Origin of the sequence: Saccharothrix longispora (assembly GCF_030852425.1) — a bacterium.
Lineage (GTDB): Bacteria > Actinomycetota > Actinomycetes > Mycobacteriales > Pseudonocardiaceae > Actinosynnema > Actinosynnema longispora.
This window is the reverse complement of record NZ_NSDM01000014.1, coordinates 157,570-171,591: the sequence shown is the minus strand read 5'-3', so window position 1 is coordinate 171,591 and position 14,022 is coordinate 157,570. Positions and strand designations below refer to the sequence as shown.

At 69.8% G+C, this 14,022-nt stretch carries 10 protein-coding genes; 3 read left to right on the top strand and 7 right to left on the bottom strand.

From position 1 onward, the window contains the following. Positions 1-672: 672 nt before the first annotated feature. From CKY47_RS29420 to CKY47_RS29410, 3 genes are read right to left on the bottom strand one after another with little or no spacing between them, the layout of a single operon-like run. Entirely contained in the window at positions 673-1,515 is an 843-nt protein-coding gene (locus CKY47_RS29420) for a hypothetical protein (RefSeq protein WP_306749573.1), read from the bottom strand. Then, on the bottom strand, positions 1,512-2,630 hold the full coding sequence (locus tag CKY47_RS29415; protein WP_306749572.1) for a hypothetical protein: 1,119 nt from the start codon (positions 2,628-2,630) through the stop codon (positions 1,512-1,514). Before CKY47_RS29415 ends, CKY47_RS29420 begins: the two co-directional genes overlap by 4 nt. 27 nt (positions 2,631-2,657) lie before the next feature. Further along, positions 2,658-2,804: a helix-turn-helix domain-containing protein gene (locus CKY47_RS29410; protein ID WP_371320758.1), complete on the bottom strand. Its 147-nt coding sequence runs from the start codon at positions 2,802-2,804 to the stop codon at positions 2,658-2,660. A gap of 295 nt (positions 2,805-3,099) precedes the next feature. On the opposite strand from CKY47_RS29410, the gene CKY47_RS29405 reads away from it, so the two are divergent. Next, positions 3,100-3,540 (top strand): hypothetical protein, encoded by a 441-nt coding sequence (locus CKY47_RS29405; protein ID WP_306749571.1) that lies wholly within the window; start codon positions 3,100-3,102, stop codon positions 3,538-3,540. Between the two features lie 1,132 nt (positions 3,541-4,672). On the opposite strand, the gene CKY47_RS29400 is transcribed toward CKY47_RS29405, so the two are convergent. After that, positions 4,673-6,106 (bottom strand): ATP-binding protein, encoded by a 1,434-nt coding sequence (locus tag CKY47_RS29400; protein WP_306749570.1) that lies wholly within the window; start codon positions 6,104-6,106, stop codon positions 4,673-4,675. Between the two features lie 218 nt (positions 6,107-6,324). Between CKY47_RS29400 and CKY47_RS29395 the strand changes: the two genes are divergently transcribed. Further along, entirely contained in the window at positions 6,325-7,767 is a 1,443-nt protein-coding gene (locus tag CKY47_RS29395; RefSeq protein ID WP_306749569.1) for a YcaO-like family protein, read from the top strand. Positions 7,768-8,061: 294 nt separating this feature from the next. Continuing rightward, positions 8,062-9,006 (top strand): class I SAM-dependent methyltransferase, encoded by a 945-nt coding sequence (locus tag CKY47_RS29390; RefSeq protein ID WP_306749568.1) that lies wholly within the window; start codon positions 8,062-8,064, stop codon positions 9,004-9,006. Positions 9,007-9,838: 832 nt separating this feature from the next. On the opposite strand, the gene CKY47_RS37035 is transcribed toward CKY47_RS29390, so the two are convergent. The 3 genes from CKY47_RS37035 to CKY47_RS29370 form a co-directional block, all read right to left on the bottom strand. Next, the gene (locus CKY47_RS37035; RefSeq protein ID WP_371320757.1) at positions 9,839-10,507 is read right to left on the bottom strand and encodes a hypothetical protein; all 669 of its coding nucleotides are present in this window, start codon (positions 10,505-10,507) and stop codon (positions 9,839-9,841) included. A gap of 255 nt (positions 10,508-10,762) precedes the next feature. Then, positions 10,763-11,923 (bottom strand): serine hydrolase domain-containing protein, encoded by a 1,161-nt coding sequence (locus tag CKY47_RS29375; protein ID WP_306749627.1) that lies wholly within the window; start codon positions 11,921-11,923, stop codon positions 10,763-10,765. Positions 11,924-12,606: 683 nt separating this feature from the next. Next, complete coding sequence (locus CKY47_RS29370) at positions 12,607-13,410, bottom strand: nucleotidyltransferase domain-containing protein (protein ID WP_306749567.1); 804 nt, start codon at positions 13,408-13,410, stop codon at positions 12,607-12,609. Positions 13,411-14,022 lie beyond the last annotated feature (612 nt).

The window sequence follows — 14,022 nt, the reverse complement described above, 5'->3', positions numbered from 1 at the left end:
CGGCTACCCGGTGGCCGAGTTTGAGCAGCTCGCCCTGGATTCGGCGGTAGCCCCAGCCGGCGTTCTCCTGTGCCATCCGTTCGACCAGCGCCGCGGTGGTGTCGTCGATCGGAGGTCGGCCGGGTCGGTTCGGGTAGGTCCACTTCTTTTGCACCAGGCGTCGGTGCCACCGTAGGACGGTGCCCGGTGTCACCAACCGGTGTTGCCGTAACCAGTCGGGTAGGCGTCGCACCAACGCGGCGAGCACCGCGCGATCGGCCCAGGCCAACCGCGGGCGAGGGTTAATCCGGCGCAGCACGGCGACCTCGTGCCGCAGCACCAGCAGTTCCACGTCCTTGGCCGCCGTCGATCGGCTGAGCAGGACCAGCCAGCCGACGATCCGGACGATGATCAGGTACAGCAGTCGTAGCGCCACGCCTCACGATCATGCTCCTGCAGCACGTGGTGTGTGATTACCCCAGCCCAGCGCATCAGCGCAGAGTTCTGGCACCTCACAGGTGGTGGACGCCGGCGAGGTCACCTCCGAGGGGGTGCGGGGGGAAGTTGCTGGAGGAGCCGTCGTTCGCGGCGGGCGCGGAGAAGGCGTGGGCGCAGGCGATGTCGGTGACCACGCCCCACGAGATCGTGCCGGAGCTGACGCGCGTGGCGTCCGGGCACGGGTGAGGGAGCGCCTTACGAGCAGGCGGGTTCCTGGTCGGGAGCGGGGTTCGACACGGCCTCGCAGTAGGTGTGCGTGCGGGTGGGGCTCATCGTCCACAGCGCGGTGGCCGGCCAGTACCCCATCCCGCCGCCGTCCTCGGTGGCGAACATCGGGGCGCCTCCGTTCACCGGCAGCATCCGGAACTCGTTGCCCTCCGTCAGACCGATCTCGAAGCGGTAGGCGGAGGGACCCGTCGTACCGCGGAGGTCCACGACGACCTCCACGTCCGCCGGCGACCCGGGCGTGACCGCGTATTGCTCGGACAGCGTCAACGATCGGTAGGCGGACTCGAACATCGAGGGTTCGCGGTTGACGACGAACTCCGGCCTGTCGGGGTCGGGCAGCGGCACCTGCGCCCCGGGCTGCGGCAGGCAGGCCAGGCGGACCCACGGCCCGCCCGCCGAGGTCCGCGGGTAGGGCGTGGGATCCGGCGACACCTTGACGAACACGCTCTCGACGGTGGTGTGGTAGTTCGCCGACACAGTGATCGTGTGCGTCGCGGCACCGGCGGGCAGCGCGCCCTCGCGGAGCGCCCACTCCTGGAGCCCGCGGCAGTCGACGACGTCATCGGGCGGGGTGGCACGGGCCAGCTCCTCCGACGCCATCAGCACCCACCCGTCCTCGGCGGAGCGCCCGCCCACCCGGACGCCCACCCCGATCTCCGGTTCCCGGGCGGGCACCGCGCTCCACGACGTCTCGAGCGGCGTCGGCGGGTCCTGCGGTACCCGGGGTTCCCACCACACCGCGAGGCCCGCGACGAGGCCCGTGACGAGGCAGCCGACCAGGAACAGCGTCCTCCGCGTGCCCGTCCTCATCGGAACATCCCGCCCTCGCCACGCTCGACCCACGTGCCGCCGTCGATCTTGTAGCTGAAGCGCTGCCGGTAGTGGTCGGCGAAAGCCGTGGTGACGAACGGCTTGCCCTGCTCGTCCTTCACCTCGAAGACCTGCGGTTGCCCCTCGATCTCCGCGTGGATCTCCAGGTGCCATTTGCAGCACGCCGAGCCGGCGCGCCCGACGACGTTGAACGGCTGGGTCTGGCCGGGCTCCAGCTCGACGTTCTCACCGTAGGTCCAGGGATCGCCGAGGGTGCCGTCCTCGTTGGCGACCCGAGCGTGGGGATCGGCCTCTTCGAGGTCGAAACCGAGGTCGATCACCTCCACACCGCCTTGCGCGCCCGCCCACACCAGTGCGCCCGACAAGGGATCCGACCGCTCCACCTTCGCTTTGATGTCGGTGATCAGCACCGGTTTCGGCCAGTGGTTGACCACCGTCATCCTCAGCCTGGTGAAGTTGTAGAGTCTTCCCCAGTGGTGGTAGGCGATGTAGACCGGTCGCGCGGCGAGGGTGAGCGGGCCGAGTTCCGGTCCGCCCTCGACCGCCAGCAGGTCTCGCACCTGCGCGTCCGAGAGCGGTTCGGCGAAGGCCCACCCGAACGCGTCGTCCACGCGCACCTGGTGGACCGCCTTCACCCCGAGCACGCCCTTGGACCTGGCCTTGGCCTGCTCCGCCTTGGTGACTTCCTCTTGGGCCAGGGGCTCGATCGCGGGGTTGAGGAGCCAGTTGATCCCGCCTGCCGCCGCAGTGCCCACGAGCGCTACCCCGATCCCGAGCACCAGGTCGCGGCGCGGGATCAACCTCCTGCGCCACAGCGCGCGGTTCGCCAGTTCCGCGACCCGGTTCGCGAAGCGCTCGTCGTGCCGCAGTTCGGCTGCGAGGGCGGCCGGGAGTTCGGGTGGGACTCGCCGGTCGCGGGTGAACCCGGACCACAGCTCGGCGGTTCCCGGGTTGTGCGCGAGTTTCGGTTCCACGAGGTCGTGGAGGTGTTCCCGGGCGGAGCGGAGCGTTCTCGTGGAAGTCAGGGCTTCGAATGCCAACTCGGCTAAAGCGTCCGGATCCATCGGTACTCCTCGTCCCGCGCGGAATTGCACAAACCCTACCGAAGTGGGAATTCCACCTCATATGGCCCGGTGCCGCACCCCGTAACCGCCCGGCATGGTGCCGCGCCAACGGCGGAAGGCGTGGATGAAGCTGGTCGCCTCGGCGTAGCCCAGTTCGGCGGCGATGCGCTCGACGGAGGCCGTGGTCGTGGTCAGCAGCTCCACCGCATGGTTGCCATAGTGGCACCGCGCTCGGCGTCCTCGGGCCTCGCGCTCGAAGGTGCGCACGGCGGTCGTGTCGGTCCGTCGGAGGAACCCGAACGACGCGGCTGCCGCCCGGATCGACGCGTACGTGGTACTCGTCGACGAGACGGGTGACGCATCGGCCACCAAGCCACGCGAGCTGCACCGCCACCCGGATGACCGAGGTCGCACCGTTCGGTCGCTGTTCCGGTTCACCCTGACCGGTGATGCTGGATACGGCTGTTCCGGCTCGCATCACCCGAAGGGGCCGAAACTCGTGCGGAGACTGTCTCACGCCCTCGTGGCCGTCATCGGAGTCTTATCCCTCGTCACCCTGCCCACGACGACTCAGGCGGCCGGCCGGGCCGACTCCCTGGTCGGTAACCAGGCTGCCGGCCTGGAGTGCACGATCTACCCCTACTGGACCTATCCGCCCGTCTACAGCGACTCCTGCGTCTCGCCACGTCCGTCGTACAGCTCCACCATCCACTTCCGGGTGCAGTCGCCGACTCCCGGCGCCACCTACTCGTGGTCGCTGAGCGGCGCTCCGCTGCCGTCGTCCTGCACGTCCACGTCGTCGACCTGCACCGTGGTGGTGAACACCACCCGGACCGACCGCTACGTCACGGCGACCGTCACGTCCTCGGCCGGTGGCCTGACCTCCGACGCCTGGGCGCTCGCGGCCTGCCCCGGACCCACCGGCGTCGAGTTCTGCTGAGAGGTCGGCCGCGGGGTTGACGACGGGGATACCGTTGATCTTCAGGTTCGCCGGCTCGACCGCGCCCGCGGTGGTGACCGCGCCGGTGGAGTTCCCGTCGACGGTGATCAAGCCGCCGAGCAGCGAGACGTCCGCGGTGCGGGCCCGTGGCGGTGCGCGGTCGTGCGGACGGCCGGGCCGCTGCCCTTGGGAAAGTACTGGCGCAGCGAGCCGTTAGTGCCTTGTTGGCGCCACGCCCCCAGGACGGCGAGTGCGGGTCGTTCGTCATCGGCCGAGCGAGGTGGCAGCTGGGTGCGCATGGCGGTGGCCACGCGGTGCCGGGCGCGGCGGACCGCGGCATGCGACCGTGCCGCCAGGACCGCGACCAGCGCGTCGTGTATGGGGGGTGCCGAACTTCACCGTCAGTTGCCGGCGAGACCGCGTTTCATGCCACAGCGCCAACAGTTCGGTGTTCTTCGCCGCCTCGCAGCGCAGCATCACCGACGAACTGACAGCAACTTCCGGATCACCTTATACAGCAGGGACACGATCGCCCGGCCATGCTCTCAAGACGGTGGTGCTCTCGCTCTACCAGCGACGATGACTTTCGAGCGGCACACCATTGCTCCTGCGGCTTTGGCTGGCGGATTGCAGGTCGGAATCAGCGGATCCCGGTTGCCGCGCTGCGCTTGCCGAAAATGTCATCCGTGCAGGTCAGCGTGATGGCACCCGTTTAGGGTGCAGTCTGACCACCGTCATCGGTGGAGGCGCTGTCGGGCTGGCCGGACAGCGGGTGTGGGAACAGTCGGTCTACCGCTGCAGCGTTGCGTCGGACGGCTCGTCGCCAGCCCAGCCGGACGGCAGGCCGCGTTCTGGCGGGGTGGCCGTCGGGAACGCATCCGGGCGCTCCGGGCGGTTCGGGCGGCCGGCTCGTCAACGTCGGTGCCAGTCGGGAGTGGGAAGCGGTCGTCGCGCCCACGGGTGGGTGTGGCAGGTGGGTTGCGCAATCTGTACGGCCGTGCCGCGGGTAGGGACGGCGTGGTCATGCCATCTGCGAGCGGCGTGACGGGCATGGCCGTGTCGCTGGAGTGCTTAATCCCGGTGGAGTCTGGTCACTTGACGCACGCTCAAGTGGCGCAGGCTGCCGGACTGTTCAGCCGGTTTTCCAGCAGTCCATGATCTCTCGTGGTCCCCATACGAGGTCGACGTCGTCGGTGTCGATGTCGGCTCCGGACAGGGCCACGACAGCCAGTCCGGAGCGGCCTGCCTCGTAGCCTGGGACGTGGTTGGCCGAGTGGCGGAGCGTTTCGAGGTCGTGGCGGTCGAAGGTGCTGCCGATCCATTTGATCGACCCGGCGAAGTCGATGCGGCCGGCGACGGGGGAGCGGTCGGCTCCGACGAGGTCGATCTCGGGGTTGTGCTGTCGGTTCCACCAGCCGCCTACCGCGGCGGTGTCGGGCCAGGGCAGTTCGCCGGCTTGTCCGGCGAGTTCCAGCGCGTCGCGGATGAGTGGTTCGACGGCGCGTCCGCGCCAACTGGTCCATTGGCGTTGCAGGACGCGTGCGCCGATGTGGGGGCGTCCGCGGCGGGCTTGTTCCTGGACGGCGCGTCCGATGGGCAGGTAGAAGCGCAGGTTGCTGTCGGCGATCCGGTAGAGCGCCGGTTTGCCGGGCTTGGTGGAGAGCGGATGGTCCACCGCCAGGACCCGTTTCTCCTCGGTGAGTCGTCGCAGCAGCGGCGAGAGCGTTCCGGAGGGGATCTGTCCCTGGTTGCTTCCGGCGGTGGCGGCGATGTTGGCGTGGGTGCGGCTGTCCCCGCCGATCGATTCCACGACGCGGTGGGCCTGGTCGGGGGAGGGGAACTCGGCCAGCAGGGAGGACTCGGGCACGCCGAACAGGGGCGCGGCCGGGTCGTCGCATTCCCTGCGCAGGAAGTCGGCAGCTGGCATGGCGTGGGGCCAGCTGCGGATGATGCCGGGCAGTCCGCCGGTGACGAGGTGGGCGTCGATGGCGTCCGCCGCGTCCAGGCCGAGGGCCTGTCCGGTCTCGGCGGGGTTGAGCGGTCCGAGCACGAGGTTGTCCGCACGTCCGTAGAAGGGGCGGTCGTAGGCGGTGAGGCGTTCCATCATGTGCAGGTCGCTGCCCAGCAGCACCAGCAACACCGGGCGCCGTGACCACAGCCGGTCCCACGTGGTCTGTAGCGCGCCGTCGAAGACCTCGTCCTGTTCCGCCAGCCACGGCAACTCGTCGAGCACCACGACCGTCGGGGTGTCCGGCAGCGTCGCGCCCAGGACGCGGAACGCGTCGGGCCATCCGCCGGTGACCCCGGTGGGCGGACCGACCTGTCCGACGGCCAGGGACGAGTCGGCGAGTTCGGCGAGGAAGGCGGTGGTCGACTCGACCGAGGACGCGCCCTTGGTGGCGGCGAAGTAGAAGTAGGGGACGTCGGCCCGATTGCAGAACTCCTGGACCAGCCGGGACTTGCCCACCTGTCGCCGTCCGCGGATGGCGATCGCGGCCCCTTCCCGTGAGGTGATAACCCGGTCGAGGCGCTTGCGCAAGAGGTGCAGCTCGGCCTGCCTGCCCACGAAACCCGACATGGACATCATTGTAGATGAGATCTACATAGATTGCATCTACACATGTGGGGGGCGGTGGAGTCCGATACTGCGTCGCCTTCGCTTCTCGCGGAGCGCCGACTGTCTTCGGGGATCAGGAGTCACCGCCGCGGTCCGGCTCTGCGTGCCGACCTGTGGGGTTCCAAAGTCCGCCACATGGCCTGACCTGCGGTTGGGCGGCTGTGGGTGTGTACTCGTTGATGAGGCCGCCGAGGACTGGTCGGCGATGTATCGAGGTGCAGCGTGGCTGCGTGATCGGCTGGTCCGGTCGCGGTGGTGCGAAGACGAGGACGGCGCAGGGGCGCGGTCTGACGACTGACGTGGTCGCTGCCCAAGCCGGCGGGTCGTGGGCACCTCGTGCGGGTGTCCTCGACCAGTCCGCCGGTGTTCCGCTCGAACGCGAACTGTCGCTGGAGGACGCAGAATCCAGGGCTCGCGCCGAGGTGGCCGCGTTGGGCTGGCGGGCGCGGTTGGACCGCCTGTCGGCGAGCGAGCCGACCGCGGTGCGTGCCGCTCTGGTCGAGCCCGACGGTGCCGCGGTGCCCGGCGGTGTGGGAGCGGGCAAGGGCGACGCGCGATCCGCGACGGTGGGGGCGTTGTTCGAGGCATTGGAGCACGCGTTCACCGGTCCCGCGGCGGTGGGGGAGTGGCCGCTGCGGGCGGTGCCGGTCGAGCAGGTGGCCGCCGGGCCGCTCGCCGTCGACGCGGCGATCGCCGAGCTGGCCCGCACGGCCTCCACTCACCTGGCGTCCGTTCCCCACACCAGCGCCCGGGATGGCCGACCGGTCGACGTGCCGCTGTTCCTGTGGGCGCCGTGGTCGACCGCAGGCGACCGGGCCGGGTGGCGGCTCGGGGTCGGTGACGACACCGACTACAGTCGGGTGAAGGCGTACTCGGTCAACACCGGCTGCGCGATCGGCGCCACCGAGGACGAGGCGGTCCTGCACGCTCTGGGGGAGTGCGTGGAGCGGGACGCGTTCTCGCTGTTCCTGCTGCGCTGCGTCCACGACCGGGCCGTGGTGCCGCGTCGGCTGGCCCGCGCGCTGCTGTCGGAGGACCTGGGCGATCTGGTGGTCGCGGCCGAGGAGGTGGTCGGCGGCGAGGTGGAGCTGTTCGACTTGACCACCGACCTGGACGTGCCGGTGGTGCTCGCCCTCGTCCGGCACACGTCGGGACCGGCGGTCGCCCGTCACGGCCTGGGCGCCTCCCTGTCTGCGGCACACGCGGTTCTGCGCGCGGTCACCGAGTTGGTGCAGGTCGTGCTGGTGGCTCGTGGACTCGACCTTCTCGCGCACGACGCGGCGGTCACCCGCGCCGTGGGCCGCCATGCCGGGTTGCTCGCCTGCGCCAGGCTGGAGGTTCCCGACGTCGTGGTCGACGCCGCCGAGACCGCGGTGCGTTTCAGCCGCGACACCGTGACCGCGTCGGTGGCGCAGCTGCGGGGACAGATCACCGAACGGCTGCTGGCGGCCGGGCACGACGTGCTTGTCGGCCGCCTCGTCACGCTCCCGCACGGCACCACCGCGGTGCACGTGCACTGCCCCGGCCTGGAACGGTTCCACCTCGTCCTCGACGGGCACGTCGCGTTGCCGGGGCCCCGTGCCCGCCGGCTCAGGCGGACCGGTGGCTGATCCGCTGACCGCCGCGAGCCACGACACCGGTCGGCTCGATGTCGGCCGGACACGGTCGTGTCGCAAGCCGGCACGGCGCTCGAAGCCCACTGCGTCGTGCACGACTTCCTCCTCCTGGATTGCGCGCTGTCCCAGCACACCATCAGCGGGCCGGAGCGCGCTGCCCGTGGGCACTGTCCGCGACAGTGCTTCAGCGGGATGTCGCACCGGTCGAGTGGGGGCACCCGATGCCGTACCCGCACATCCGTGCGCGGTTCCCCGTGATCAGGGCGTTGCGCCGGTCAGGAATACCCGGTGACCTCCGTCTCGCGGGCACTCGATCGGGAACGCCGCGTCCGCGACCTGGTCGACGCCCAGGGCTTCGGTGCCCCCGGCGCGGTAGTCGTCTGGCACGAGAACTGCCCTACCAGCCTCGTCCAGTACTTCCTTCTGCGCCGCCGCGACGGGACCTGGCTGGGCCGTCGACTGGTCGGCGGGCCCGGACCGTTCAGTGTCGTGGAGCCGCACATGGTGATGGGCCGGTTCCTGAACCTGCGCCGGCACGGCGAAGGCGTCGACTTCCGCTACCGCGCCTGCACCGACCGGCAGCGTCGGGAGTTGTTCGGACACGGCCCGCACGGCGTCGAGTTGGACTTCCCGTTCCCCGTCCTCGACGACCACTGGAACGAGCAGGTCTGTCCACCCGAGGCATGGGGTGGCGACCACGCACTCGTCCACGGCCTCGACGCCCAGGAGCGGCACCTTCGCGAGCACGCCACCCGCCTGGCCCGCGACCTGTTCCCCGGAGCGGCGCCACTGGTGTTCGATCCGGCGTGCTCCACGGGCACGTTCCTGAGCGCCCTGGCCACCGCGCTGCCGCACGCCCGGTGCCTCGGCGCGGATCTGTCCCCCGCGATGGTCCGTCGCGCCGCCGCCCGCTCGGTGGACGTCGTGGTCGCCGATGCCGCCCATCCGCCGCTTCCACCGGGCAGTGTCGACCTGCTCGTGGTGCGCTTCCTCAATGCCGAGGTGGTCCGTCGCGCTGCGGCCGGACCGTTGTTCGACGCGTTGACGCTCCTGACGGCGCCCGGCGGGCACGTCTTCGTCCTCGGTCACACCCCGGTCCTGCTCGATCCGCGGACCGCCGCTCGCACGACCGGCCTGCGCCTGGTGGACACCGCCGCCGCACTGCCCCGGCGACCAGGGCTGTTCCAGTTCCTGCACTACACCAGCGTCGATCACCGCCGCGCGGAGCGGTGACCCCGCCGCCGAGCCCTTCCGCGGATCGGGCCGTCCGCGTGAACGGACCGGTCCGACCGCGTTCGTCGCACTCCGAGCCAGCCACATCTCCAGGAGTGTTCCCGAACCGCGCGCGGGTGCCGCCTGGGCCGACGGTGGCCGTGAGCGGGTCGACGCGTTGATCCTGGCCACCGGGTACCGGCCGGGGCTGGGGTACCTGGAGGCGATGGGCGCGTTGGACGCCGAGGGCTTCGCGCGGCACAGCTCGGGGCTGTCGACCACGCATCCCGGTTTGGGGTTCGTGGGTTTGGAGTGGCAGCGCAGCCTGTCCTCGGCGACGCTGCGCGGCCACTCCTGCGCCTTGCGACTGCATCCCGAGCCAGGATCCGGACGAATCACGCGGGATGTGTGCCTCACACTGCCAGCAGTGGTAGCGCTGGCCACAGGCGCCAGCCGATCAACGCGGCCCAGTCGGCGATCCTGCGAGGTGTCAAGAGGCGGCATCCTTGGTCTGGCCTGTGAGTTGGCTGCCGCAGCGCTGGGCTTGTTGATCAAGCTGTGTCAGTGGGGGAGAGGTCGTGGTCGCAGCACTCTCGGTGCCGGGGGCAACTCTGGCACTTGATTTGCGCACATGCGTTCGACGGTGGTGGCGGTCGACACAAGCCTGCCGTGGGAGGAAGATGGGAGGAAATTGGGAGAATTCAACTTGAATGAACCGGAGTGGGGTGCATTGAAGTGCGTTCAACTGCGCCGTCGCCACCTGCCGATTTAGTGTTTACGCAGGTCAGGTCATGATTTGGGCGATTCTGGGGGAGGAGTCTGCAACATATCGGTTGGTCAAGTGGTCGTCTCTTCAAGTTGGACTGAAGGCGACTCGCGGTTGCTGCACGACTATATCGCCCTGCTTGGTTGGCACCGTTCGTGCTGCTTCCTGAAGGAGGTCGAGGAGTCCTGACGTGGTGTGGCGCAGCCAGCAGTGCAGGTGGTGCCAGTTGCGGATGTCGCCCAGCTCCTCCGGGAGGGAGGTGGTCGCGGCGGCCATGATCGCGCCGGTGTCGTGGTGCACGAGGCCCTTCAGCGTCAGGGCGGAGCGCACGACGAGGTCCGGTTCGACGGCGGGCACCTCGAGCGTGGCCGGCCAGTCCGACCAGTACGAGCCCGCCTGGGCGCGGCGCTCGGCCTGGTGGCCGGGCTTGAGCAGTTCGCCCTGGATTCTGCGGTAGTCCCAGTTGACGTTCTCCTGGGCCATGCGCTCGATCGGCGCCACGACAGCATCGTCGACCGGCGGTCGCCCGGTCCGGTTCGGGTAGTCCACTTCTTCGCGACCAGGCGTCGGTGCCGGCGCGGGACGGTGCCCCTTGTCATCAATCGGTTCTCGCGCAGCGAGTCGAAACCGTCGGTGTTGAAGTCGTGGATCACGTCCCGTGACCCGGTCCGCGCTGGTGAACGTCACGTCGGTGATCTTCGCCACCGGCATGCCCTGGGCGGACAACAGCACCATCAGCGCCCGCCGCCAGGTCACCACAGACCCGGTACCCGGCGGACGATCCGCAGCGGGCGCCCGCCCTCGTCGTCATCGATCTCACGGACACGCACGCGATCTGCCACCCGTCCAGCCTGACGGACACGCACCGCCCGGAACAGAGCCCGAGCGGCGTGTCACGACAGGGCGAACGTTGCCTGATGCGGCATCAGTAAAGCTGCATAGCGCTGGCGGACAAGCTCCGCGTGCGGAGGGGGTGGCGCCTCACGTGGGCGCAGCGGGACCCGGTCACCGTCAGCGGGCGGCCCGCTCGCCGCAGAACACCGCGTCGAGCAGTCCGGTCAGCAAGCGAGGGAACTCGGTCGTCGGGTTGGTCGCGGCGTCGCCGGTGGTGATCGAGGCGGTCAGGGTGCTGCTGCCGTCGGGTGTGCTGTACATCAGCGCCGCGTAGCCGTTGACGCTGCCGTTGTGGTTGAGCAGGGTGCCAACGCAGTCCGGGCCGGTGTCCTGCACGTACAGCCCGAGTCCGTAGCGGCCGAAGAATCCCTCACTCCCGGGATGCGGTGTGCGCATCTCGGCCAGCAGCGGCGCCGGGAGGAGCTTGCCGCTCTGCAACGCGGAGAAGAACGTGTGCAGGTCCTTGGTGGTCGAGATCATGTCACCGGCGCTGGAGATCCAGGAGGGGTTCTGGCGGGTGACGTCGACCGTCTTCCACTGGCCGCCGTCCTCGTACCGGTGGTAGCCGCGGGCGTGCGGCCCGGGGATCTCCGGGGAGGCGCCGGGCGTCACGGTGCCGCGCAGCCCGAGTGGCCGCAGGATCCGCCGCCGCATCTCCTCGGCGTAGGGGCGGCCGGCGACCTGCTCGATCAACAGTCGGGCCAGTACGTAGTTGGTGTTGGAGTAGCTCCAGCCCGTCCCCGGTTCGAACCGCGCCGGCCTGGCCAGCGCCAGCCGCACCAGCTCTTCCGGCTGGTAGGTGTGGAACCGCAGGTCCACCCACTCCCGGCCCTGCCATGGGATCCCCGACACGACCGTTCCGTCGGGGTGGTACTCGCCGGTGAAGTTGAACACCCCGCTGGTGTGCTGCAACAGCATCCGCACCGTGATCCGCCGGTCCAACCCGAACCCGGGCAGGTGGTCGGCCACCGGGGCGTCCAGCCCGATCCGGCCCTCGGCCACCAGTTGCAGCAGCAGGGTCGCGGTGAAGGTCTTGGTGGCGCTGCCGATCCGGAACCGGCCGTTCGTCGGCGGCTTCGCCGACTTGCCCAGCTCGCGCACCCCGGCGCCGGTGATCCAGTCACCCCGCTCGTCGTGCACGCGCACCTGCACCCCGGCGAAACCGGCGTCGACGAACGCCTGCACCGCCTGCCGCAGCTCTGGGCGATCCGGCCCGGCCGTGGCCTGAGGCACGGCGCTGCCGGTCACCAGCACGGCTGTCAGCGCCGCGACACCCATCCGCCGGCCCAAGCGCGGCTTGCGGACCCTGCTGTCCTTGGTAGCCCTGTTCACTTCTGAACCCCCGGTGTTGTCGCGGACCGCCGATCGCGGCTCCGAGGCCGCGTGCGCTGAACTGATCACGGCGCCCACGTTGGCCGACGGTCCTGACACCGAGCAGTCACCGCACCGACACACCCCTGACACGGAGGACCTCAGGGAGATGCGGCAGATCACCGGGGCGAGGCGACCTCGATCCGGACGACTGCGGGGTGCTCGAACCGGCTCCGGTGGAGGCTGATGTCACCAACTGGGACCCGCCGTGCACATCCCCGGCGGCATCGACATCACCATGACGGGCGCAGGACGACTACTTGGCCGGCCATGGAACCGTTCGGGACTGTTTCGAGGTAGGTGTGTCCGGCCCGACACGCCGAGCCCGGGGGCAGCGGGATGGGCACTGTGAGTGATGACATCTGAACTTGTGAGCGCACGGAAGAGCGAGACCGGGACCGGGCGGCAGCTGTCGCCGGAGCAGGCCGCCGCGGCGGCGAGTGGCTGAGGCCAAAGCACGAGGGCCGGCGTTGACCGGTCCGGACGACCTGCCCAAGCTGTTCGCCGAGAACGTGCTGGAGACCGCCGCCGGTGCCGTCGGCCCAGGGGTACGTGGGCTCACCGCTTCGACCGACCTTCCACCCAGGAGGTCAGGGGGTCAAGCTGGTCTGCTTCAGGATGTCGTTGAGGTACTCCAGGGCGAGTTTCTCCGCCTGGTGGTGGCGTTCGATCGTCGCGTCGGTTTCGTCGCGCCACCGTCGGTAGAGCTCGACGCAGGCCAGGAGGGCTCGGCCGGCGTCGTGCCGGTCGTAACCGCACAAGGTTCGTTCCAGGTCGCGGGCCTCGTCCGGTGCGATGAACTCGAGGTGTCGGACACCGCGGACGGGAGCTCCCGCTCGTCGTGCGATGAGCGGACCAAGCACCGCTTCGCGCAGATGGCCGAGGAATCCGATGGCTTCGAACAGCTCGCCGCGGCCGAGCTTCGTCGCGCCGTAGTGCACCCAAACCCAGAACCGGTCCTCGATCCACTGCAGGTCCCACGACGGGGCCACCGGCGGGCGGTCCGCAAGGCAGCGGGAAAGGTCACCGCTTCGGTCCCACAGGATGTGCGGGTCCTCGATGCGCTCGGCGAACTGCGCGGTCCGTACGAACTTGAAGTCGACGTGGAGCAGGGGAGGCCCGACAAGTGTGATGATCAGCCGGGGTTCGCCGACGTGCTCGCCGGTGAACCCCGCCACCAGTGTGGTCCACGAGCCGATCAGTGCGAGGCGCTCCTCCATGACCGCGTCGAACGCCTCGTCGTCAACGACCACGATGAGGTCGACATCGGAATAGGTGTCGGGGCGTCCGCCCGCGAGCGAACCCGCGACCGCGACACCCGCGATTGTCGGGTTCCGCTGCATCCGAGGAAGTAGGTCGTCGAGGAACCGGCTGTGCGGAGAGGGAACGTCCATGGTCTTCCTTCCGGGAGGAGCAAAGTTTTCCAGGATATCCCGTAGCCGACCTGCATCTCCAGGGATTTACCGGCTGGTGCCACCCGGTGGCGCCAGAGTCGACGTGAACGCGCCGAGAGACGAGGCCTTCGGGCGGGTTCGACCACGCGGACGCCCGCCAGGTCGAGCCGGTACGGCGTGGTGCCGGGTCGATGTCCGCGTCGTGCAGGATCCGCCGGACCGTCGAGGGTGCGATGTGGTGGCCGAGTCGGGCCAGTTGCCCTGGTCCGCCGATGGCCCCACCGCGGGTTCTCTGGCGAGCCGCAGCACGAGCGTCTTGACCGCCGCTCGTGTCGGTGGACGTCCGGTCCGTCGACGCGCGGAGTAGTCCCACTTACGGGCCACGAAACTGCGATGCCGGCAGAGCAGAGTGCCCGGCGTGACGGGGAAGACCTCCCGCCAACGGCGACGGTCCACCGGTCCGGACAGGGTGGCGAACCAGAACCGGCCCGCGGGCCCAGCTCGACGTTCAGGCCGTCCGCGACCTCGGTCCGCTGGAGCGTCAGCCGCCCGGTGCCGTCGTCGAGGTGGATCACAGCGGGCACGGTGGCGAGGTGTCGCCGCACCACGTGG

Excerpts from the sequence above, each read along its gene's own strand:
- CKY47_RS29420 (WP_306749573.1), bottom strand. The coding sequence starts at position 1,515 with ATGAGGACGGGCACGCGGAGGACGCTGTTCCTGGTCGGCTGCCTCGTC.
- CKY47_RS29375 (WP_306749627.1), bottom strand. The coding sequence starts at position 11,923 with ATGGGTGTCGCGGCGCTGACAGCCGTGCTGGTGACCGGCAGCGCCGTG.
- CKY47_RS29370 (WP_306749567.1), bottom strand. The coding sequence starts at position 13,410 with ATGGACGTTCCCTCTCCGCACAGCCGGTTCCTCGACGACCTACTTCCT.